At 63.5% G+C, this 20,607-nt stretch carries 21 protein-coding genes and 1 tRNA gene; 17 read left to right on the forward strand and 5 right to left on the reverse strand.

What is annotated here, in order from left to right; genetic code table 11:
- The first annotated feature begins 189 nt into the window (after nt 1-189).
- Together NKJ00_RS05865 and recQ are read left to right on the forward strand one after the other, a co-directional pair.
- The gene (locus NKJ00_RS05865; protein ID WP_352629131.1) at nt 190-951 is read left to right on the forward strand and encodes a sulfotransferase family protein; all 762 of its coding nucleotides are present in this window, start codon (nt 190-192) and stop codon (nt 949-951) included.
- On the forward strand, nt 951-2,792 hold the full coding sequence (gene recQ, locus NKJ00_RS05870; RefSeq protein ID WP_352611361.1) for a DNA helicase RecQ: 1,842 nt from the start codon (nt 951-953) through the stop codon (nt 2,790-2,792). Before NKJ00_RS05865 ends, recQ begins: the two co-directional genes overlap by 1 nt.
- A gap of 260 nt (nt 2,793-3,052) precedes the next feature.
- Here the strand turns inward: recQ and NKJ00_RS05875 are convergent, their stop codons facing one another.
- Complete coding sequence (locus NKJ00_RS05875) at nt 3,053-3,949, reverse strand: LysR family transcriptional regulator (protein WP_352611362.1); 897 nt, start codon at nt 3,947-3,949, stop codon at nt 3,053-3,055.
- Between the two features lie 277 nt (nt 3,950-4,226).
- Here NKJ00_RS05875 and NKJ00_RS05880 point away from each other — a divergent pair, with 277 nt between their 5' ends.
- Both NKJ00_RS05880 and NKJ00_RS05885 read left to right on the forward strand, forming a co-directional pair.
- Nucleotides 4,227-4,961 (forward strand): SDR family NAD(P)-dependent oxidoreductase, encoded by a 735-nt coding sequence (locus tag NKJ00_RS05880; RefSeq protein ID WP_352611363.1) that lies wholly within the window; start codon nt 4,227-4,229, stop codon nt 4,959-4,961.
- 72 nt (nt 4,962-5,033) lie between these two features.
- Nucleotides 5,034-5,633, forward strand: coding sequence for an NADPH-dependent F420 reductase (locus NKJ00_RS05885; RefSeq protein WP_352611364.1), 600 nt, complete (start codon nt 5,034-5,036; stop codon nt 5,631-5,633).
- Between the two features lie 96 nt (nt 5,634-5,729).
- Here NKJ00_RS05885 and NKJ00_RS05890 read toward each other — a convergent pair whose 3' ends face one another.
- Both NKJ00_RS05890 and NKJ00_RS05895 read right to left on the reverse strand, forming a co-directional pair.
- Nucleotides 5,730-6,023 carry a hypothetical protein gene (locus tag NKJ00_RS05890; RefSeq protein ID WP_352461316.1) on the reverse strand — a complete coding sequence of 98 codons (294 nt, stop codon included), beginning with the start codon at nt 6,021-6,023 and terminating at the stop codon, nt 5,730-5,732.
- Between the two features lie 276 nt (nt 6,024-6,299).
- Nucleotides 6,300-6,389: transfer RNA gene (locus NKJ00_RS05895), tRNA-Ser, on the reverse strand.
- A 409-nt stretch (nt 6,390-6,798) separates the two neighbouring features.
- Between NKJ00_RS05895 and NKJ00_RS05900 the strand changes: the two genes are divergently transcribed.
- From NKJ00_RS05900 to NKJ00_RS05915, 4 genes are all read left to right on the forward strand, one after another.
- Complete coding sequence (locus NKJ00_RS05900; protein WP_352611365.1) at nt 6,799-7,479, forward strand: 50S ribosomal protein L21; 681 nt, start codon at nt 6,799-6,801, stop codon at nt 7,477-7,479.
- Nucleotides 7,480-7,576: 97 nt separating this feature from the next.
- Nucleotides 7,577-7,846, forward strand: coding sequence for a 50S ribosomal protein L27 (gene rpmA, locus NKJ00_RS05905; RefSeq protein ID WP_013529063.1), 270 nt, complete (start codon nt 7,577-7,579; stop codon nt 7,844-7,846).
- 120 nt (nt 7,847-7,966) lie between these two features.
- Nucleotides 7,967-8,554: a GNAT family N-acetyltransferase gene (locus NKJ00_RS05910; protein WP_023811776.1), complete on the forward strand. Its 588-nt coding sequence runs from the start codon at nt 7,967-7,969 to the stop codon at nt 8,552-8,554.
- A 21-nt stretch (nt 8,555-8,575) separates the two neighbouring features.
- Complete coding sequence (locus NKJ00_RS05915) at nt 8,576-9,106, forward strand: GNAT family N-acetyltransferase (protein WP_352611366.1); 531 nt, start codon at nt 8,576-8,578, stop codon at nt 9,104-9,106.
- A gap of 7 nt (nt 9,107-9,113) precedes the next feature.
- Here NKJ00_RS05915 and NKJ00_RS05920 read toward each other — a convergent pair whose 3' ends face one another.
- On the reverse strand, nt 9,114-9,983 hold the full coding sequence (locus tag NKJ00_RS05920; RefSeq protein ID WP_352554290.1) for an endonuclease/exonuclease/phosphatase family protein: 870 nt from the start codon (nt 9,981-9,983) through the stop codon (nt 9,114-9,116).
- A 134-nt stretch (nt 9,984-10,117) separates the two neighbouring features.
- Here NKJ00_RS05920 and obgE point away from each other — a divergent pair, with 134 nt between their 5' ends.
- The 5 genes from obgE (at nt 10,118) to NKJ00_RS05945 (ending at nt 15,803) form a co-directional block, all read left to right on the forward strand.
- Nucleotides 10,118-11,149 (forward strand): GTPase ObgE, encoded by a 1,032-nt coding sequence (gene obgE, locus NKJ00_RS05925; protein WP_352611367.1) that lies wholly within the window; start codon nt 10,118-10,120, stop codon nt 11,147-11,149.
- 3 nt (nt 11,150-11,152) lie between these two features.
- Nucleotides 11,153-12,325, forward strand: coding sequence for a glutamate 5-kinase (gene proB / locus NKJ00_RS05930; protein ID WP_352629134.1), 1,173 nt, complete (start codon nt 11,153-11,155; stop codon nt 12,323-12,325).
- 2 nt (nt 12,326-12,327) lie between these two features.
- Nucleotides 12,328-13,614, forward strand: a complete 1,287-nt coding sequence (locus NKJ00_RS05935; RefSeq protein WP_352629136.1) for a glutamate-5-semialdehyde dehydrogenase — start codon at nt 12,328-12,330, stop codon at nt 13,612-13,614.
- Between the two features lie 204 nt (nt 13,615-13,818).
- A complete protein-coding gene (locus NKJ00_RS05940) occupies nt 13,819-14,451 on the forward strand; it encodes a nicotinate-nucleotide adenylyltransferase (protein ID WP_352629139.1) in 633 nt (210 codons plus the stop codon).
- Between the two features lie 68 nt (nt 14,452-14,519).
- Nucleotides 14,520-15,803, forward strand: a complete 1,284-nt coding sequence (locus tag NKJ00_RS05945) for an MFS transporter (RefSeq protein ID WP_352440996.1) — start codon at nt 14,520-14,522, stop codon at nt 15,801-15,803.
- A 9-nt stretch (nt 15,804-15,812) separates the two neighbouring features.
- Here the strand turns inward: NKJ00_RS05945 and NKJ00_RS05950 are convergent, their stop codons facing one another.
- Nucleotides 15,813-16,664 (reverse strand): mechanosensitive ion channel family protein, encoded by an 852-nt coding sequence (locus tag NKJ00_RS05950; protein ID WP_352440995.1) that lies wholly within the window; start codon nt 16,662-16,664, stop codon nt 15,813-15,815.
- A gap of 242 nt (nt 16,665-16,906) precedes the next feature.
- On the opposite strand from NKJ00_RS05950, the gene rsfS reads away from it, so the two are divergent.
- The 4 genes from rsfS to NKJ00_RS05970 all read left to right on the forward strand — a co-directional run bounded on the left by rsfS (nt 16,907) and on the right by NKJ00_RS05970 (nt 20,588).
- Nucleotides 16,907-17,284: a ribosome silencing factor gene (rsfS, locus tag NKJ00_RS05955; protein WP_013529073.1), complete on the forward strand. Its 378-nt coding sequence runs from the start codon at nt 16,907-16,909 to the stop codon at nt 17,282-17,284.
- A 27-nt stretch (nt 17,285-17,311) separates the two neighbouring features.
- A complete protein-coding gene (rlmH, locus tag NKJ00_RS05960; protein WP_023811784.1) occupies nt 17,312-17,794 on the forward strand; it encodes a 23S rRNA (pseudouridine(1915)-N(3))-methyltransferase RlmH in 483 nt (160 codons plus the stop codon).
- A 124-nt stretch (nt 17,795-17,918) separates the two neighbouring features.
- Nucleotides 17,919-19,256 carry a murein hydrolase activator EnvC family protein gene (locus NKJ00_RS05965; RefSeq protein WP_352629142.1) on the forward strand — a complete coding sequence of 446 codons (1,338 nt, stop codon included), beginning with the start codon at nt 17,919-17,921 and terminating at the stop codon, nt 19,254-19,256.
- A complete protein-coding gene (locus NKJ00_RS05970) occupies nt 19,257-20,588 on the forward strand; it encodes a S41 family peptidase (protein ID WP_023811786.1) in 1,332 nt (443 codons plus the stop codon).
- The last annotated feature ends 19 nt before the right edge of the window (nt 20,589-20,607 follow it).

A 20,607-nucleotide genomic window follows, 5' to 3' on the forward strand; every position in this document is an offset into this window, starting at 1 on the left:
AGGTGCCCATGCGGAGAGTCGTTTTGACCGGTTTCCACATCCTCTCCAATCCACGAAATTGCAGCCCGGTGTCTGCCTGATGCAGGCATCGGCGATGAGCATCTTGGCCGTGGCCCGCAGGCGGCGCGTTTCGTCCCGGGTGGCCCTGATGCAAGATCGGGTTGCCGCATTGCGCCAGCGGAATTGCGGATGAAGGGCGCGCGCAGGCTTGAGGCTGCGTTTGGAGCGGCCGCGCGAAGGGTTATGCGGGAGTTTCTGCGATTCGTGCCGCTGTCTCTGAAACAGCGCATGCAAAGACGCACATACGCACGCGCAACGCCCGCCAACAGAATTTTCATTTCGGGCTGCGCGCGCAGCGGGACGACGCTGACACAGCGGCTGATGAGGTGTTTCCGGGATATTTTCGTCCATCCGCCCGAAGCGCGATACACAATGCTGGACATGCTGGATCGGCCGGAATCGAACCTCGTCGTCAAGCGCGATGCGCGCGGTTTTGCGCATCTGGCGAAGCTACCTCCCTCCATCGGCTTGATCTATTGTGTGCGCCATCCATTCGACACGCTGACAAGTTCGCATCCGCAAACACGCCACGAGCGTCGGTTCCACGTCACGCCGCATCGCTGGCTGGCCGAATACGACGCGCTGACCCGGCTGAAGAAGGCACAACCGCACCGGCAGATACTCTTTGTCCGCTACGAAGACATGATCGGCGCGCCCGATGCGCAGCAGGACAGAATCGCGCAGTCGTTCGGACTGACACCGCGCATTCGTTTCAGCGAGGATCCGGACAATCCGATCCGGGTGGCTTCGTTGAGAAAATGGGAACGGAATGAAGAATTCAGGACCTATCTCGACGGTCTGCCCCCGGCATTTCTCGTCGGCGTCCGGCGTTTCTGCGCCGAGTTCGGCTATGACATGCCAATAAGCACGCCGACCGTGGACGCGCGGTGATGCAGGCACCGGCGGCCGTCGCGACAGAAGAGCGAGATCCCAAGCGGCGCGTGCTGAAAGACGTGTTCGGCTTCGATGATTTTCGCCCCGGCCAGGCCGATGTCATGGACGCGCTGCTGGCTGGGCGTCATGTGCTGGCCGTCATGCCGACAGGTGCGGGCAAATCGCTCTGCTACCAAGTGCCGGCACTGGTCCTGGGTGGGCTCACCATTGTCGTTTCGCCGCTGGTGGCGCTGATGCAGGATCAGGTCGCCGCCTTGCGGCTTGCCGGCGTGGCGGCCGACACGATCAATTCCTCGATCGACCGCGATGCCAATATCGCCGCATGGCGTCGCGTCGCCTCGGGCCAGACGCGCCTGCTCTATCTCGCGCCGGAGCGGCTGATGACCGAGCGCATGCTCGAGGCGCTGGCCAGGCTCGATATCAGCCTGATCGCCGTCGACGAGGCGCATTGCATCTCGCAATGGGGGCCGGCGTTCCGGCGCGAATACGAGGACCTGTCGCGTCTGCGCGGCATCTTTCCCAACGTGCCGATCATGGCGCTGACGGCAACGGCGGACGAAGGCACGCGCACCGACATCGAATCTCGGCTATTTGCCGAGCGCGTCGAGACCCTGGTGCTGGGCTTCGACCGGCCGAACATCAAGCTTGCCATCGAGGCCAAGCAGGACAGCAAGCGGCAATTGCTGCGCTTCGTCGAGCGCCATCCCGGCCGCAGCGGCATCGTCTACTGCCTGTCGCGCAAGAAGACGGAGGAGATGGCGGCCTTCCTCGAGAAGAACGGCGTCACCGCGCTCGCCTATCATGCCGGCATGAGCAAGGAGGCGCGAGACGCCAACCAGAACAGCTTCATGACCCTTTCAGGCGTCGTCATGGTGGCGACCATCGCTTTCGGCATGGGCATTGACAAGCCTGATGTCGCCTATGTCTTCCACACCGACATGCCGGGCAGCCTGGAGGCCTACTACCAGGAGATCGGCCGCGCCGGCCGCGATGGGCGGGACGCCGAGGCGCATATGCTGTTCGGCCTTGGCGATATCCGCATGCGCCGGATGTTCATCGACGACGAGGATGCGCCGCCCGAGCACAAGAGGCGCTCGCATGGCCGGCTCGACACGCTGATCGGCTATTGCGAGACGGCGCAGTGCCGCCGCCAGGTGCTGCTCGGCTATTTCGGCGAAGAAGCGCAGCCTTGCGGCAATTGCGACACCTGCCTCGACCAGGCGCCGCGCGCCGATGGCGGAGCGGAGGCGCGGATCATCCTGGCAGCCATCGCCCAGAGTGGCGAACGCTTCGGTGCCGGCCATGTCATCGACATTCTGCTCGGCCATGAAACCGAGAAGGTGCTGGCCAGGAACCACCAGAGGCTCGCCAGCTTCGGCAGCGGACTGGCGCACAAGAAGGACTTTTGGCTGTCGCTAATCCGGCAGCTCGTCGCCGGCGGGTTTCTGATGCCGGATCCGGCCGGCCATGGCGGCCTCGCCATCGCCGAAAAAGGCCATGCGCTTGGCCGTGGCGAGGTGCCGTTCCATTATCGCGTCGAGGTGCGCAGCCGCGCCTTGCGCGGCAAGACGCGCTCCGGGCAGGATTTCGGGCAATCGGATGTGGACACCGGGCTGCTGGCCGCGCTGAAGACCTTGCGACTGCGGCTCGCCAAGGAGCGCCAGGTGCCGGCCTATGTGGTGTTTTCCGATCGCACCCTGATCGACATGGCAGAGCGCCGCCCAAACGACCTCGACGCCTTCGCTGAAGTGAATGGGGTTGGGGCGGCAAAGCTGAAGGAGTTCGGCCAGGTTTTTCTGAGTACGATTGCCGAGCACCAATCCGATGGCTCGGCCTGAGGTCAGATCAGCGACTGGTCACGCGTCCTGAAGCATAGCGATCTTCGGAGAGGGCATCCGTTCCGAGACCTCCTGTTCCGTCGCCGCCCATTCCTCCACCGCCCATGCCCCCGCCGAGACCGATCAGTTCAATGTTCTCTGGCCGGCCCGCCGACAGATCAGGCCCAGACTGAGGCGTTCATCGACTTCATGGCTGAGCATCTTCAACCGCAATAGGTGCCGCTGTCCGCCTATCCACCGCAGCGTCGACCCGCGGGGCGTCAGTCGCGCGATATGGACAGTCCCGTGAAAAGCGGAGCGTAGGCGGCGAGCCTGCGGGATACGAACTCCGTGAAGAGCCGCACGCGCTTCGTCTTGCGTGTCTCCCCCTGTGTGAGAAGCCAGAGCGTTCCGTACATGTGCAGGTCGGTGCCCGGCACCCTCACCAGCAGGGGGTCGGCATCTCCGACGAAGCACGGCAGTGTCGTGATCCCGAGACCTTGCCGTACGGCAACGATCTGCGCCTCGGCGTCCGTGGTCCTGAATGGAACCCCCGCGGTGCGAACCTCACCCGCGCCGGCCCACTCTGGAATTCCATGAACGCTTATGACGATCCACCGGATGGGATCAGGCGCGCCCGCACGCCACGCGGCCAGGCGATCGCGGGACATGTAGACGCCGCCGAACACCTCCGGTCCCTTCAGGCCGTGAAGATTGAGCGGCAGGGTTTTGCGGTCGTAGACGACGCGGATCGCGACGTCGGCCTCTCGGTTGGTCAGATTTGCCAGCTCGCCGGACGACAGGATTTCCATCTCGATGTCCGGGTGCAGACGCGCGAAATCGGCGAAGTCCGGCATGAGCAGGTGTGTCGCGAGGGGAGGTGCCAGCGTCACCCGCAGAAGCCCGCGCACACCCTGGTCGCGCCCGAAGACGCGCGTCTCCAGCTGGTGCGACGACGCTTCCATCTGGTTCGCGAGATCGAGGACCTCCTCGCCCACAGCCGTCAGGCGGTAGCCCGAAGGCAGCTTTTCGAACATGTGCGCTCCGAGGCGTTCCTCGAGCTGGGCGACGCGTCGCAGCACGGTCGAGTGATTCACCCCGAGCTGCGCGCCGGCAGCCCGCACCGAGCCTCCGCGCGCGACGGCAAGAAAGTAGCGAATGTCATCCCAGTCGATCATGGTGCAATCCGGCACCGCGCGGTGCGCCTTCCCAAGCCCGTATCTAACGCATGCTACAGCAGTACGGGCGGGACATCATAGCTTATGTCGACAGGGGCGGCGCAATTCCGAATGGCGGACACGGATCGTCACGGCTGGCGTCAGTTCCTGAAAGCGGATCGATTTTGCACCACCGATGTGCGCGCTTCCGCACTCACCGCGTGACTCTGACGGGCCCATCTAGAGGTTCTCGGGGCGTACCCGAACGACCAAAGACAGAGCCTGGAAGGATTGAGTTATGGGAAAACTAGACGGTAAGGTTGCGGTTATTACGGGTGGCGCCACCGGCATCGGCCTCGCCGCTGCAAAGCGCTTCATCGAGGAGGGCGCTTTCGTCTTCATTTTCGGCCGTCGGCAGGATGTGCTCGACGCTGCTGTGGCCAACCTCGGGGCCAATGCCCGCGCGGTGAAAGGCTCGGTTTCCGACGAGGCCGACCTCGACCGGCTCTACGCGGCGGTGAAGGCCGAGCGCGGAACCCTCGACATCGTCTTCGCCAATGCCGGGGCGGGAGGCCTGCTTCCGCTCGGCGAGATCACCGCCGAGCACATTGACGAAACCTTCGACACCAATGTGAAGGGTACGATATTCACGGTCCAGAAGGCGCTGCCACTGATGGGCGAGGGCGGTTCGATCATCCTGACCGGATCGAGCGCCGGCACCACGGGCGCCCCCGCATTCAGCGTCTACAGCGCGAGTAAGGCGGCCGTGCGCAATCTTGCGCGGAGCTGGGCGGAGGACCTGAAGGGCACCGGCATCCGGGTAAACGTGCTGTCGCCCGGGCCGACAGCGACCGAACTCGCGAAGGCAGCGATAGGGGAGGAGGGCTTGAAGGCCTTCGCCTCGATGAACCCGCTCCAGCGCATGGCCGATCCGGCGGAGATTGGAGCGGCGGCTGCGTTTCTCGCGTCGCCCGACAGCAGCTTCATGACCGCCAGCGAGGTCGCCGTCGACGGGGGCCTGGCGCAAATCTGACGCTACGCCCCGCCGTTCATTCCATTCGATATTCCGGGCCCGCAGGGCGTGGTAAACTGAAGGAGAATATACATGAGCTATGCAATTATTGGCTTCGGCAAGATCGGCCACGCTCTTGCCAAGGCGTTTGCCCGCAACGGCATCGAAGTGTCCGTGGCAACCACGCGCGACCCGGAAAGCTTTGCAGCCGATGCGGCCGCGATCGGACCCACGATTATCCCCAAAACGCTGGCGGAAGCGATCAAGGCGGACATCATCTTTCTGGCGGTTCGTTTCGAGTCGCACCCAGATGTCGCGAAGGCGCTGTCAAGCTGGGAAGGCAAGACGATCATCGACGCGACGAACGTGTTTCCAGCCCCTGAAGAGCTGGACGGTCTGCCGTCCTCCGCCTTCGTCGCAAAGGCGTTCACCGGTGCCAAGCTCGTCAAAGGGTTCAATCACCTGATTGCAGCCACTTTGGCTGCCGATCCGATCGTCGAGGGCGGGCACCGGGTCGTCTTTCTGTCGAGCGACGACGAGGACGCGATCGCTCCCGTGGCGGCCTTAGCCAAACAACTCGGGTTCGCACCGGTCAAGCTGGGGAAGCTCAACGAGGGTGGCGCACTGGTGCACGCACGCGGCCGCACTTGGGGCCAGCTGATCTTCCAGGACCTGTTCAAGAAGGAGCAGTAACGGATTTATCGTGCACCGACAGAGTGGCCGGTGTTCGACGCCGGCCACATCGTCAGCAACGAGCCGAGCGCGCAAAGTGACGTGCTTGAAAGCGGCTTACATCTGCCTGGGATCCTTCGGCCGACATGTGCCGGCCACCCATGAATCGTAATTGCAATAGCTGACGTCCCAGCCGGCATCGCGTCTTTTGGAAGTTACCTCACGACCGCCCGGGCGGATGGGTCCGAAGCCACCCCAACTGCCATCCGAGCCTTTGCAATTTCCCATGACGCGATAATTGCAGTTGTTTACGACGAAGTTGCCGTCCATCGACACGCATGCCGATGCGACAGTGGAAAGACTGAAGAAGGCCGTGCCGACGACTGTGACGGCGAGAGAGGCTTTGCGCATAGTGGTCTCCTAACTGGCTGGGCGAACCAACCATTACGAGATCTTGGGCCGGCCACTTCCCCCATTTGGGCCAAACCGGCTGGCAAATTCACAGCGACATGGCTGCGCTTGCGGACAGAAAACCATGTGCGGAGAGCCGAATGGGCCTGCCCATCGCCGAAGCTTTACGCCTCCGCAAAGGCCAGAGTGTCCCGGCTCGGGCGGCTTTGTCCTGTTGGCTGCGCGATATGCGGCAGGCGGCTAGCAGCCCAGGAGATGTCAGGTTCTTGGGCTAAATGGCGGAGAGGGAGGGATTCGAACCCCCGATGGGCTTGCACCCATGCCGCATTTCGAGTGCGGTGCATTCGACCACTCTGCCACCTCTCCGCGGTCATGGTCGGCCGTTGCCGGCGCGGCGCACTAGATAACGGCTGAACGGGCAGGTTACAAGGCCAATCCGGCAGTTATTTGGCTTGCTTGGCAAGCGGCGGATTCACGGCTGGTGGGGTACAGCGAGACCCGAGGCAGATTGCCGACCCAGTCACCCATCCTCAGCCCAGGCGGGGCAACGCCGTGGGCATGTCGGCACAGCCGGTCCGTGCCCGCCAATGACGGTCTCGGAAACGGCGCGGCTGGTTTGCCTTGACTCGCCCCCAACCTTCGGTTAGGGACAGCGCGCAATCGGCGTGGAGGGTTCTTCCGCGCCGCTTGTTTTTTGAACCCGCAGACTGACAAAAAGACGGCTGAACTGCCAGAGGCGGTTCATCAAGGCCGACCGAACAGCGAAAGGCAAAAAATGTTCGCAGTCATTAAAACGGGTGGCAAGCAGTATCGCGTTGCCGCCAACGATCTCCTGAAGATCGAAAAAGTTGAAGCCAATGTCGGCGATATGGTCGAAATCGGCCACGTTCTGGCGCATGGCGAAGGCGAGAATGTCACGTTTGGCGCGCCGTTCGTCGACGGCGCGGTGGTCACCGCCGAAGTCGTCGAACAGGGCAAGAACCGCACCGTCATCGCCTTCAAGAAGCGCCGCCGGCAGAATTCGCGCCGCAAGATCGGCCATCGCCAGCTTTTGACCACCGTGCGGATCTCCGAGATCCTGCTGGGTGGCGCCAAGCCGACCAAGACGGCAGCGGCCAAGGCGCCGAAGAAGGTGAAGGCCGAGGCCGCCACCGAGGTGCAGGCGGAAGCCGCGCCGAAGAAGGAGCCCAAGGCCAAGGCAGCCGAGACAAAGGCAGCCGAGACCGCCGCAGCGCCACTGTTCAAGGCACCGAAGGGTGAGCCGGACGATCTGACCTTGATCAAGGGCATCGGCCCGGTCGCAGCCAAGGATCTTAACGAGCAGGGCATCATCACCTTCGCCCAGCTTGCCAAGCTGACCGAGAAGGATGTCGCCAAGATCGACGAGCACATGCCCTTCAGCGCCGACCAGATCAAGGACTGGCGCGAGCAGGCCAAGGAATTGGCTGCGAAGTAATTTTCTGGCGATTGGGTCGCCGGATCGGACTTGAAACGGAACGCGAACGCGTTCATAAGGCCTTTTAGGCGCCTTGCGGCGCAACGGAGTTAGTTAGATGGCACACAAGAAAGCTGGCGGCTCGTCGCGCAACGGTCGCGACTCGCATTCCAAGCGTCTGGGCGTGAAGAAGTTCGGCGGCGAAGCCGTCATCCCGGGCAACATCATCATTCGTCAACGCGGCACCACGTGGCATCCCGGCGTCAATGTCGGCATGGGCACGGATCATACGCTTTTTGCGCTCGAGACCGGCGCCGTGACGTTCAACAAAAAAGCCAACGGCCGAACCTACGTATCGGTCAATCCGATTGCCAAAGCCGCGGAGTAGCCGGTTCCGCACTAGAACACCGGCGCCCATCTCGGGAACCGGTGTCTGGCAAAGCCAGGAAAAGGATCAGGGGAGATGGGTTTCCATCTCCCCTTTTTCTTGTGCCTGGAGGACTTTCAAATGGTTGCCGAAGCGGAAGACTCAGAAGACGGAAGTTACGCGATAGACTGCCCGGTGCTGGTCACCGAGCGGCTGGTGATGCGGGCGCCCCATGAAGGCGATGTCGCGCAACTGGTCGAACTTGCCGACAACCGTCATGTCGCCGAAATGCTGGCACGCATGCCGCACCCCTATGGCGAGGCCGAGGCGCGCTCCTTCCTCGCCATGACCAGGTCGCGCCGGGCCGGCATCGCCTATGCCCTGACGCTGGCCGGAACCGACACGTTCGTCGGCTGTGCCGGTCTCAACACCACCGAACGCGGGCTGGAACTCGGCTACTGGATCGGCGAGCCTTACTGGAAGAAGGGCTATGCGACGGAAGCAGCCCATGCGCTGGTCGATCTCGCCTTCCAGAGGACGTCGATCCAGGTTCTGCAGGCCTCGACGCGGGTCATCAACCCGGCCTCCAGGCGGGTGATCCACAAATGCGGGTTCCAGTATGCCGGCCAGGGCATGCTGAACTCGATCGTTGCCGGCCAGGTTCCCGTCGAGCGCTACCGGCTCGATCGCAAGACCTGGACCAGCCTGCGGAACTGGGTACATTTTTGATGTGTGACGACGGTCAAGCCAATGGTCGACAGCAGCGATATTGAAACGGTCGCGATCGCGCCGATGACGCCCGGGGATATCGAAAGCTTTCATCGCGCGCTCGATGTCGTCGCGCGTGAGCGAAAGTACCTGTCCTTCCTAGAGGCGCCACCGCTGGATCAAGTCAGAAGTTTCGCAATGGACCGTATCGGGAGAGGCGATCCGGGGTTCGTGGCCGTTGTTCGTGGCGAGGTCGTCGGCTGGTGCGACATCTCACGCCACGATCGGCTCATCCATGCGCATCGCGGCTCCCTCGGAATGGGGATCATTCCTTCCTATCGGGAGCGTGGCCTGGGACTGCGGCTCATCAATGCGACCTTGGCACAGGCGCGCAAGACCGGCTTTATCCGCGTCGAGCTTTCCGTGCATTCCGACAATGCTCGCGCCATCTCTCTTTACGACAAGGTCGGGTTTGTCAGGGAGGGCGTGCAGCGCGACGCCGTCCATATCGACGGGGAATACCGCGATACGATCATGATGGCGATCGTCAAACGTGAAAACACTGCCGGATGAAAGGCCATCAGCCCAGTTCGACCCACACCGGCAGGTGGTCCGAACCGTCAGCTTTCCGGTCGACCCACAGGCGCTGCAGGGATCTGGCAAGCGAAGCGCTTGTGAAGATATAGTCGATGCGCTTGTGGCGGCTGGGGTCGGTGGGTTGTTTCGGGTCGACCCAGCTGATGAGATCGTCGCCGGTGGCGTTCAGGCGCAAGGCGGCATCGACGGCAAAGTCGGCGGTCAGCGGCATGCCGAATTCATGGTCCGGCCGGCCGGCGAGTTCGACATATTCGGGTGAACCGGCCAGCATGTTGAAATCGCCCATGCCGACAAAGGCTTCGGGATGCGGCAGTTCCGGCAGGCCGATCTCGGCGACGCCGGACAGCGCGCCGCCTTCGAGCGCGTAGTTCAGCATGCGTTGGCGCAAGAACTGGATCTGGCTGGCGCGTTCGACGGGGCTGCGGTGATCGAGATGGATGGAATAGAAGCGGATGAAACCAAGCGGCGTCTCGATCAGCGCTTCCAGCGCGCCACGCTGGAAGTTCATCATCTCGAAGCTGCGGCTGCGCGGCAAAAGCAGGTTGCGCGACAGATGAATAGGCGTTTTCGACAGCACCATGTTGCCGAGCTGGAAGGTTTTCGTGATGGCGCGGCCATTGTCGATGTGCGAACCGATATTGGCCTCGAAATTGCTGCCATAGACGGCGAAGTAGTCGGGCAGCGCCTCGCCGATCTCGGCGACCATGTCGCGGCCGCTATTCCTGGGATTGTTGCGGGTCACCTCCTGCAAAGCGATCACGTCGGCGCCGCGCACGGCATCAGCGATGCGCCCGACATCGTATTGCCCGTCGAGGCCGATGCCGTACTGGATGTTGTAAGTTACAAGCTTCATTCCGGCATCTCTCCGGCCGATCCCACGCGGCCATTGTCACAAAACGGCCTCGCCCTTCGCCGCGCCTTGGTTTAGAGCAAGGGCCAAGGTTTAGAGCAATGCCGCAAGGCCACTAGTAGAAACTGTACAATCCCATGAAATTTCTCGATCAAGCCAAGGTCTACATCCGCTCCGGCGACGGTGGCGCCGGTTCGGTGTCGTTCCGGCGCGAAAAGTTCATCGAGTTCGGCGGGCCGGATGGCGGTGATGGCGGCCGTGGCGGCGATGTCTGGCTGGAGGCGGTCGACGGGTTGAACACGCTCATAGACTACCGCTACCAGCAGCATTTCAAGGCCAAGACCGGCGTCCACGGCATGGGCCGCAACATGACCGGTGCCAAGGGCGCCGATGTCACGCTGAAGGTGCCGGCGGGAACGCAGGTGTTCGAAGAGGACAACGAGACGCTGATCTGCGATCTGACCGTGGTCGGCCAGCGCTTTCTGCTGGCCAAGGGCGGAAATGGCGGTTTCGGCAACCAACATTTCAAGACCTCGACCAACCAGGCGCCGCGCCGCGCCAATCCCGGCCTGCCGGGGCAGGAGCTCAACATCTGGCTGCGGCTGAAGCTGATCGCCGATGCCGGGCTGGTCGGGCTGCCCAATGCCGGCAAGTCGACATTCCTGGCGGCGGTCACCGCGGCCAAGCCGAAGATCGCCGACTATCCGTTCACGACGCTGCATCCCGGCCTCGGCGTCGCCCGGATCGACGCGCGCGAGTTCGTCATCGCCGACATTCCGGGTCTCATCGAAGGCGCGCATGAGGGCGTCGGCATTGGCGATCGCTTTCTTGGCCATGTCGAGCGCACGCGCGTGCTGCTGCATCTGGTTTCGGCGCAGGAGGAAAATCCGGGCAAAGCCTACAAGACCGTGCGCGCGGAACTTGAGGCCTATGGCAACGGCCTGACCGACAAGGTCGAGATCGTGGCACTTTCCCAGGTCGACACGCTCGACGCCGATGCGCGCAAGAAGAAAGTCGCCTCGCTGAAGCGCGCCGCCGGCCGAGCACCGATGCTGTTGTCGGCGGTCACCGGCGAAGGCGTCGAGGCGGTGCTGCGGGCGCTGATGTCGGTGGTGGGCGAGGCGCGTGCGCGGACGGCTACCCCGGTCGAGACGCGCTGGGACAAGTAGGCCATGCAGTCGCTGAAAAAATATCGGCGCATCACCGTCAAGATCGGCTCGGCGCTGCTCGTCGACCGCGCGACGGGCCTCAAGCGAGACTGGCTGGCCTCGCTTGCCGACGATATTGCGGTGCTTGCGCAGGGCGGCGCTGAAATCCTCGTCGTCTCCTCCGGCGCCATCGCGCTTGGCCGCACCATCCTTGGCCTCGGCAAGCGAGCCCTGAAACTGGAGGAGAGCCAGGCGGCGGCAGCCGTGGGACAGATCGCATTGGCCGGCGCCTGGTCGGACGCGCTCGGCAAGGGCAGCCTGAAATCGGGCCAGATCCTGCTGACGCTCGGCGACACCGAGGAGCGCCGCCGTTATCTCAATGCGCGGGCGACGATCTCGACACTCTTGAAGATGAAGGCAGTGCCGGTCATCAACGAGAACGACACGGTGGCGACTTCCGAAATCCGCTACGGCGACAATGACCGGCTGGCGGCTCGCGTCGCCACCATGATGGGCGCCGACCTCCTGGTGCTGCTCTCAGACATCGACGGGCTCTATACGGCGCCGCCGGCGCGTGACCCCCATGCCAAATTCATTCCGGTGGTCGACCGGATCACGCCCGATATCGAGGCGATGGCGGGTGCGGCCGCTTCCGAACTGTCGCGCGGCGGCATGCGCACGAAGCTCGATGCCGGCAAGATCGCCACCGCCGCCGGCACCGCGATGATCATCACGTCGGGCACGCGGCTGTCGCCGCTGATGGCGATCGAACGCGGCGAACGCGCCACCTTCTTCCGGCCGAGTTCCAATCCGGTCAAGGGTTACAAGACCTGGATCGCCGGCCAACTCGAACCGGCCGGCCGGCTGACAGTCGATGCCGGCGCCATCGGCGCGCTGCTGTCGGGCAAGTCGCTGCTGCCGGCCGGCGTCAAGCTGGTCAGCGGCAATTTCTCGCGCGGCGACACGGTGGCGATCCTGTCGCCCGACGGCCGCGAGATCGCGCGCGGGCTGGTTGCCTACGATGCAGCCGATGCCGTAAGGATCGCGGGCCTGAAGACGGCCGAGATCGAAACCGTGCTCGGCTACGAGGCGCGTTCGGCGATGATCCACCGCGACGACCTTGTGGTGAGTCATTCTGGTGCCCAAGTAGGGGCTAGCGACCAAGTACTGGCCGGTGGCGCCATAAGCGGAGGATGAGCATGCTGAAGCAGCATGAAAAATCCGGAGAAGACACAGTGGCGCTGATGGCCGATATCGGCCGCCGCGCCCGCGCTGCCGCCCGACCGTTGGCCATTGCCACCACCGCCGCCAAGAATGCTGCACTTGCCGCCATGGCCGAGGCGATCGTCGCCAGGCAGCAAGACATTCTCGACGCCAACGCCATCGATGTCTCGAACGGCCAGGAATCCGGGCTTTCCGCCTCCTTCATGGACCGGCTGAAGCTCGATCCGGCGCGCATTCGCGCCATGGCCGACGGCATCAGGGAGATCGCCGAATTGCGCGACCCGGTTGGCGACGTGATCGCACAATGGGATCGGCCGAACGGTCTGCATATCGAGCGCGTGCGCACGCCGCTCGGCGTCGTCGGCGTCATCTATGAGAGCCGCCCGAACGTCACCGCCGATGCCGGCGCGCTGTGCCTCAAGGCCGGCAATCCGGTAATCCTGCGCGGCGGCTCGGATTCGCTCAATTCCTCGGCCGCCATCCACGCCTGCCTGGTCGAAGGGCTGAAGGAAGCCGGCCTGCCGGAGGACGCCATCCAACTGGTGCCGATCACCGACCGCGCCGCCGTCGGCGAGATGCTGAAAGGCTTGGGCGGTATGCTCGACGTCATCATTCCGCGCGGTGGCAAAAGCCTCGTCGGGCGGGTGCAGGCCGAGGCACGGGTGCCAGTCTTCGCGCATCTCGAAGGCATCTGCCATCTCTACATCGACCGTTCGGCCGAGCTCCAAATGGCGGTGCGGATCGCCGTCAACGCCAAGATGCGGCGCACCGGCGTCTGCGGTGCCGCAGAGACGCTGCTGGTCGACCAGGCGGTCGCCTCCACCCATCTGGTGCCGATCCTCGACGCACTGCGCGCCGCCGGTTGCGAAATCCATGCCGATGCCGAGGTGCTGAAAGTGTTTTTCGACGCCAAACCGGCTACCGACGCCGACTGGATCACCGAATATCTCGATGCCATCATCGCGGTAAAACTGGTCGACGGTATCGGTGGTGCGATCGACCACATCGAGAATTTCTCCTCACATCACACCGAAGCGATCGTCGCCGAGGATGCGCAAACCGTCGAAAAATTCTTCAACGAGATCGATTCGGCGATCCTGCTGCACAACGCCTCGACGCAGTTCGCCGACGGCGGCGAATTCGGCATGGGCGCCGAGATCGGCATCGCCACCGGCAAGATGCACGCGCGCGGACCGGTCGGCGTCGAGCAACTGACGTCGTTCAAATACCGCGTGCGCGGGTCCGGACAGGTGAGGCCTTGACGTATTTCGCCCGAAGGGCCTGAAGCTTGCACCCAGCCACCCCCCTCTGTCCTGCCGGACATCTCCCCCGCAAGGGGGGAGATCGGATGTCATTTCGGGTTTCGCCGATCTCCAACGCGGCAAGATTTACGCCTTCGCCGAAACTGCTGATCTCCCCCCTTGCGGGGGAGATGGCCGGCAGGGCAGAGGGGGGTGCCTAGCGCGATGCTATCCCCTTCCCACCCCCCCGTTCCCTCCCACTATCTCAAAATGCCGCACGCCGAAAAAGGCCTCGCCGTCGGCCTGTTCGGCGGCTCGTTCAATCCGCCGCATGCCGGCCACGCGCTGGTCGCCGAGATTGCGCTGCGACGCCTGTCGCTCGACCAGCTGTGGTGGATGGTGACGCCGGGCAATCCGCTGAAGAACACCAGGGAATTGGCGCCGCTGGGCGAGCGGCTGCAGCTGTCGGAGCAGATCGCCAAGAACCCGAAGATCAAGGTCACCGCTTTCGAAGCCGCCCATCACGTCCGCTATACCGCCGACACGCTGGCGCTGGTTAAGGCGCGCAATCCCGGCGTCGACTTCGTCTGGATCATGGGTGCCGATAGTTTGCGGGATTTCCATCGCTGGCAACGCTGGCGCGAGATTGTCATGACCTTCCCGATCGCCGTCATCGACCGCCCGGGCGCGACGCTGTCGTTCCTGTCCTCGGTCGTCGCCAAGACCTTCGACTATGCCCGCATCGACGAGGGCGATGCGCCGCGGCTTGCCCGCATGAAGGCACCGGCCTGGACCTTCATCCACGGCCCGCGCTCGTCGCTGTCATCGAGCGCGATCCGCAAGCTGGCGAAGGGGTGAGCCCGACCGCCCGGCCATGTCGCTTTTATCGCTCCCTTTGCCCGTTTCATGGGCAATCCTGAGCAGGCATGTCGATTCCCAGGAAAACCCGCAGCGAAGCCGAGCAGGGCGCCGAGCCCACGCCGCTGATCGCGATTGCCAGCGTCATCGTGTCGATGGCACTGATTGCCGTCGGCAACGGGCTGATGTTTGCCTATATCCCGGTTCGGCTCGGCGCCGAGGGTTTCGATCCGACCTGGGCCGGGCTGATCATCACCGGACTTTCGGCCGGCGGGCTGGCGGGCTGCATCCTGACCGGACCGCTGGTGCGAAGGGTCGGCCATGCCCGTGCCTTCATGGTGTTGTCGGCGCTGATCGCGCTGGCCAACGCCGCGGTCGGCGCCGGGGTCCATCCGCTGCTGTGGATAGCCGCCCGCGCGCTCTACGGCTTTGCCATCTGCGGCCTGTTCATCGTCGCGCAGAGCTGGCTCAACGATGCCGTTGCCAACGCCATCCGCGGCCGGGTGATGGCTTTCTTCTACGTTGCCTATGTCGCCGGGCTCGGCGTCGGCTACGCGACGCTGGCGCTGGTCGATATCAGGACAGCGGATGCGCCGCTGATCGGCATCGTCTTCACCGCGCTATCGATCCTCCCTGTCGGGATGACCAAACTTGCCCAGCCGCCGGCACCGCAGGCGGCCTCGGTGGCGCTGCGCCGTGCCTGGCGGGTTTCACCGGTCGGCGTCGCCGGCATGCTTGCGGTCGGCGGCCTGTCGATGTCGATTGCGGGCTTCGCGCCGATCCACGCCACGGCCAAGGGCTACAGCCAGGCCGATGTGGCGCTGCTGCTTTCGGCGATGCCTCTCGGCACGCTGATCCTGCAGATCCCGCTTGGCTGGATTTCCGACCGAACCGACCGCCGCTATGTGCTGATCGCCGCATCCGCGCTCGCCATGGTTGCCGGCCTGTTTGCGCTCGGGTTCGATGGCGGCGCGTTGGCCGCGTTGGTTGTGATCTATATCGTGTGGGACGGCGCCTCGGAATCGATCTATTCGCTGGCCAGCGCACATGCCGCCGACCGCGCCGGCAAGGACGACATGGTGGCGCTGTCCAGTTCGCTTTTGTTTGCCTGGTCGCTGTCGGGTTTCGTCGTGCCCGGCATCGTGACGGCGCTTTCAGCCGTCTTCGGAACGCAGGCTTTCATCTATGTGGCTGTTCTCATCGCCGCAGCCTTCTGCCTGTTCGTGCTTTTGCGCGTGTTCACGACGCGTGCGGTCCCGGTCGGTGAAACCGGCAGCTTCGCACCGATGACGGCGCAGGCGCCGTTGCCGGTCGAACTTGCCTTCGCACCGGACGATGAGGGCCGGCACTGAGCCAACCGACTATTGTCGACGGGCTTCCGGTTGGGGCGCTTCCGGCGGCGGCAGCGGGATCGATATGCCTTCGCTATCGAACTCCTGTTTGGCGCGCTTGGTGAGATCGGTCTGGGTGGCGAAGAAGTCCGCCGACGATGTCCAATAGCGCAGGGCAATCGAAACAGTGCTGTCGCCCAATGTCGAGACGAAAGCGATCGGTGCCGGCTCACGTTTCACTCGCCGTTCGGCCGCGGCAATGGCAAGCAAGGCTTTCTGCGCCCTGTCGATGTCGTTCCAGGAGCCGATGCTGAGTATGATGTCGCTGCGGCGTACGCCGTTGCGCGAAAAGTTGCGCACCGGCTGGTTCCACAGCGTCGAGTTCGGCGCCAATATGTAGACCCCGTCGGCGGTCCTGAGCTTGGTCGCGAACAGGCCGATCTCCTCGATCGTACCGGCGATCGAACCGACCTCGACGGATTCGCCGATGCGGAACGGCCGCAGCGCCAGAAGCATGATGCCGGCGGCGATGTTTTGCAGCGTGCCCTGCAACGCCAGGCCGATGGCGAGGCCAATGGCACCGATCGCGGCAATGATCGAGGCCGTCTGCACGCCGAACTGGCCGAGCACCATGATGGTGACGAGGATCAGGATGGCGTAGCGGACGATCTTCGAGAAGAAATGCCGCAACGTCGCGTCGAAACCATGGATATGGCCGAGACCAGCGAAGATCGAACGTTCGGCAAGACCGGCGACGATGTAGCCGACAATCAAGAGGATGACGGCACCGATGGCCGAGAAGGAGTACGAAACAATCAGCGTGCTCAGTTGGGCGAGGCCAGCCTGGACGCTGAGAAAAGCGTTTTGCGGGTCGATCGGCATGGGGGAAATCCGGTTGGTCGGTGAGCCGATAACCCATGCGGGCGGTGGGGGTTCCGATCTTTTCCGGCGTGCGGCGGAACCACAAGAGCGACAATACGTTCGTGCGAGGCAGGGTCCCGTCTTGAAACTGTCAGGGAACTCTGCCTATCTAAGTGGTGTCACCTGCTTCAAGGGGTGATTTGGTTGTTCTTGCTGCGAAAGGAAATACACTGAGAACAGCACTGCGGAAGAAGGCCGATATCATGCCTTCGCCGGCCAGGATCAGCGTAGACGACGCCGTGTCCCGCGCCATCAAGACAGTCCTTGCCAGTCTGGAAGACTCCAAGGCCGAAAACATTGTCTCCATCGACATCCAGGGGAAATCGAGCCTCGGCGACTACATGGTCGTCGCTTCGGGCCGATCGCACCGTCATGTCGCGGCTGTCGCCGATCATCTTCTCAAAGCGATCAAGGATGCCGGTCTCGGCACCGCGCGCGTCGAGGGGCTATCCGGCGCCGACTGGGTCCTGATCGATTCTGGCGACATCATCGTCCATGTCTTCCGCCCCGAAGTCCGCGAATTCTACAATCTCGAAAAGATGTGGCAGGCGCCGGACCTCGAGGAAGAAACGCTCCACTAAGTCGTTCGCGCGGCTTACAAGGCGAGGATGAAGATATCAGTTCATGCCGTGGGCCGGATGAAAGCCGGCCCCGAAAAGCTGCTGGCCGACCGCTATTTCGAGCGTTTCGCCAAGAGCGGCCCGGTAGTGGGGCTTGAATTTGGCGGCATTGCCGAGATTGCCGAGGGGCGCGGCCAGACCGCCAACGAGCGGCGGCGTGAGGAAGGCCAGAAACTGCAGACGCAGTTGCAGCCCGGAACCGCTTTGATCCTCCTTGACGAACGCGGCAAAAGCTTTTCCTCGGAAGATTTCGCCGGGCGCCTCGGCCTGTTGCGTGACGGTGGCCGCAAGGCGTTGGTCATCGCCATCGGCGGCGCCGACGGCCACGATCAGTCGCTGCGCGACCAGGCCGAACTGGTGATGTCGTTCGGATTGCTGACATGGCCGCATCAACTGGTGCGCGTGATGCTGGGAGAGCAGCTTTATCGTGTGGCCACCATCCTTTCGGGACATCCCTACCATCGCTCGTAAACCGGTGAATTGGTGCGACACACCCGGATTTCCGCCCCAATGCCGAGGCAAGATTGCATCGAGTGGGCGGTTTCGAACATGGTTGATTGTTCGTTAACGAAGCCACGCATAGAGTCGGGCTTCAATGTCTGGAGACAGAAAATCAAGAACGGGCTCCTGGCGCGCACGCTGCGGCATCGCGGCGGCGGCGCTTGTGCTGTCGCTGCATGCTGGGCGGGCCGAAAACACGCTCGACATGGCTCCCGATCCGGATCAGAGCCGGGCCGAATACGAACGGGTCTCGAAGGAGATCACGCTGTCGTCCGAACGATTGGCCAAGCTCTCCGCCGACATCGCGACGATCAAGAAGGATCACGCCTCGATCACCGCCGCATTGATCCAGTCGGCGATGACCGAACAGAAGCTCGGCCAGGACATCGAGGACATCGGCGCCAGGCTGGAAGGGCTGAAGGGCCAAGAGCAGAAGATCCGCGCCTCGCTGATGGCGCGGCGCGACGTTCTGGCCGAAGTGCTGGGCGCGCTGCAGCGCATGGGCCTCAACCCGCCGCCGGCGATCCTGGTCAAGCCCGAGGACGCGCTGTCGTCGGTGCGCAGCGCCATCCTGCTCGGCGCGGTGGTGCCCGAACTGCGCCAGCAGACCGATAGCCTGCTTGGCGATCTCAAGGAACAAACCAGGATTACGGCGTCGATCGAGGCCGAACGGGCGCGGTTGACGGCGGCGGTCGGCGACCAGACGGCGGAAAAGAAGCGGCTCGGCATGCTGCTGGAGGCCAAGCAGAAGCTCGAAGCCGACACGCAAACGCAAATGGCCGCGGAAAAGCAGCGATCCGAAGCGCTGGCGGCCAAGGCCGGCAGCCTGAAAGAGTTGATCGCCTCGCTCGAAGCGCAGGCCGACAAGAGCCGCAAGGCCGCCGATGCGGCCAAGGCCGCCGAGCAGAAGACGGCGGATGGCGACAACGCATCTGCGCCGGCGGAATTGGCGTCGCTGCCGGTGCCGGAAGGCAACCAACTTGCCGCCGCGGCACCCTTTTCAGCCTTGCAAGGACAGATCGCGCTGCCGGTGACCGGCCGCATCAAACGGCGATACGGCGCCGATGGCGGTAACGGCGCAGTGATGCTTGGCGACATGGTTGCGACACAATCGGGAGCCATCGTCACCGCGCCGGCGGATGGAAATGTGCTTTATGCGGGGCCGTTTCGCTCTTATGGTCAACTCTTGATCCTGAACGCAGGCGACGGCTATCATGTCGTTTTGGCGGGGATGAGCAGAATCAGCGTCGCGACCGGTCAATCAGTGCTTGCAGGAGAGCCGATCGGTGCGATGGGAGAGGCCCGGGTGGCGAGCACCTCGGTTTCGAAGAATGGAAATGCCACGCCGGAACTCTATGTCGAGTTCCGCAAGGATGGAAAACCCGTCGATCCGGCCCCATGGTGGGCGGACCGTTTTTCTGGAAGGACGTGAATAATGCGGAAACTGTCGCTTCTGTTTGCCGGTGCGCTGATGGGCGCGTCCGCCATGAGCCTGGTCTATGGCGCACCCGGCTCGGCGGCGAACGCTGCAGGGTCGGAGACCTACAAGCAACTGGCGATCTTCGGCGATATCTTCGAGCGGGTGCGGGCACAGTATGTGACACCGCCCGACGACAAGTCGCTGGTCGAGAACGCCATCAACGGCATGCTGGCCTCGCTTGACCCGCACTCCTCCTACATGAATGCCGAGCAGGCGCAGGATATGCGCGTCCAGACCAAGGGCGAGTTTGGCGGCCTCGGCATCGAAGTCACCATGGAGAACGATCTGGTCAAGGTGATCACGCCGATCGACGACACACCGGCCGCCAAGGCAGGCGTGCTGGCCGGCGACTACATCGCCAAGATCGATGGCGAAGAGGTTCGCGGCCTGACCCTCAACGATGCGGTCGACAAGATGCGCGGCCTGGTCAACACGCCGATCAAGCTGACCATCCTGCGCCAGGGCGCCGACAAGCCGATCGAACTGACGGTCGTGCGCGACATCATCAAGGTCAAGGCGGTCAAGTTCCGGGTCGAGAACGACATCGGCTACATGAAGATCACCTCCTTCACCGAAAAGACCTATGACGACCTCGAGAACGCCATCGACACCATCAAGAAGCAGATTCCCGACGACAAGCTGAAGGGCTACGTTCTGGATCTCCGCCTCAATCCGGGTGGCCTGCTCGATCAGGCGGTGAGCGTGTCCGATGCCTTCCTCAACCGCGGCGAGATCGTTTCGACGCGTGGCCGCGACCCCAAGGACGTCACCCGCTTCGACGCCAAGCCCAAGCAGGTCGACGACATCAACGGCAAGCCGATGATCGTCCTGGTCAATGGCGGTTCGGCCAGTGCATCGGAAATCGTCGCCGGCGCGCTGCAGGACCTGCGCCGCGTCACGGTGGTCGGCACGCAGTCCTTCGGCAAGGGTTCGGTGCAGACCATCATTCCGCTCGGCGAGAATGGTGCGCTCAGGCTGACGACGGCGCTCTATTACACGCCGTCCGGCAAGTCGATCCAGGGCAAGGGCATCACGCCCGACATCAAGGTCGACCAGCCGCTGCCGCCGGAACTGCAGGGCAGGGACCTGACGCGCGGCGAATCCGACCTCAAGGGCCATATCAAGGGCGCCGATGAGAGCACGACCGGTTCGGGCTCGGCAGCCTATGTGCCGCCGGATCCGAAAGACGATCTGCAGCTCATCTATGCCGAGCAGCTGCTGCGCGGCCAGAAGACCGATCCGGCCTTCCCGCCCAATCCGCAAAAGGCGGTTCTCAACCAGTAAGGATCTGGAGCGGCCACGC

It is taken from the genome of Mesorhizobium sp. M0227 (assembly GCF_040321855.1).
In the GTDB taxonomy this organism is placed as follows: domain Bacteria; phylum Pseudomonadota; class Alphaproteobacteria; order Rhizobiales; family Rhizobiaceae; genus Mesorhizobium.

Bases quoted from the DNA above. Each gene is read 5' to 3' on its own strand.
- NKJ00_RS05865 (WP_352629131.1), top strand. From the start codon at position 190: ATGAAGGGCGCGCGCAGGCTTGAGGCTGCGTTTGGAGCGGCCGCGCGA.
- recQ (WP_352611361.1), top strand. From the start codon at position 951: ATGCAGGCACCGGCGGCCGTCGCGACAGAAGAGCGAGATCCCAAGCGG.
- NKJ00_RS05875 (WP_352611362.1), bottom strand. From the start codon at position 3,949: ATGATCGACTGGGATGACATTCGCTACTTTCTTGCCGTCGCGCGCGGA.
- NKJ00_RS05880 (WP_352611363.1), top strand. From the start codon at position 4,227: ATGGGAAAACTAGACGGTAAGGTTGCGGTTATTACGGGTGGCGCCACC.
- NKJ00_RS05885 (WP_352611364.1), top strand. From the start codon at position 5,034: ATGAGCTATGCAATTATTGGCTTCGGCAAGATCGGCCACGCTCTTGCC.
- NKJ00_RS05890 (WP_352461316.1), bottom strand. From the start codon at position 6,023: ATGCGCAAAGCCTCTCTCGCCGTCACAGTCGTCGGCACGGCCTTCTTC.
- NKJ00_RS05900 (WP_352611365.1), top strand. From the start codon at position 6,799: ATGTTCGCAGTCATTAAAACGGGTGGCAAGCAGTATCGCGTTGCCGCC.
- rpmA (WP_013529063.1), top strand. From the start codon at position 7,577: ATGGCACACAAGAAAGCTGGCGGCTCGTCGCGCAACGGTCGCGACTCG.
- NKJ00_RS05910 (WP_023811776.1), top strand. From the start codon at position 7,967: ATGGTTGCCGAAGCGGAAGACTCAGAAGACGGAAGTTACGCGATAGAC.
- NKJ00_RS05915 (WP_352611366.1), top strand. From the start codon at position 8,576: ATGGTCGACAGCAGCGATATTGAAACGGTCGCGATCGCGCCGATGACG.
- NKJ00_RS05920 (WP_352554290.1), bottom strand. From the start codon at position 9,983: ATGAAGCTTGTAACTTACAACATCCAGTACGGCATCGGCCTCGACGGG.
- obgE (WP_352611367.1), top strand. From the start codon at position 10,118: ATGAAATTTCTCGATCAAGCCAAGGTCTACATCCGCTCCGGCGACGGT.
- proB (WP_352629134.1), top strand. From the start codon at position 11,153: ATGCAGTCGCTGAAAAAATATCGGCGCATCACCGTCAAGATCGGCTCG.
- NKJ00_RS05935 (WP_352629136.1), top strand. From the start codon at position 12,328: ATGCTGAAGCAGCATGAAAAATCCGGAGAAGACACAGTGGCGCTGATG.
- NKJ00_RS05940 (WP_352629139.1), top strand. From the start codon at position 13,819: ATGCTATCCCCTTCCCACCCCCCCGTTCCCTCCCACTATCTCAAAATG.
- NKJ00_RS05945 (WP_352440996.1), top strand. From the start codon at position 14,520: ATGTCGATTCCCAGGAAAACCCGCAGCGAAGCCGAGCAGGGCGCCGAG.
- NKJ00_RS05950 (WP_352440995.1), bottom strand. From the start codon at position 16,664: ATGCCGATCGACCCGCAAAACGCTTTTCTCAGCGTCCAGGCTGGCCTC.
- rsfS (WP_013529073.1), top strand. From the start codon at position 16,907: ATGCCTTCGCCGGCCAGGATCAGCGTAGACGACGCCGTGTCCCGCGCC.
- rlmH (WP_023811784.1), top strand. From the start codon at position 17,312: ATGAAGATATCAGTTCATGCCGTGGGCCGGATGAAAGCCGGCCCCGAA.
- NKJ00_RS05965 (WP_352629142.1), top strand. From the start codon at position 17,919: ATGTCTGGAGACAGAAAATCAAGAACGGGCTCCTGGCGCGCACGCTGC.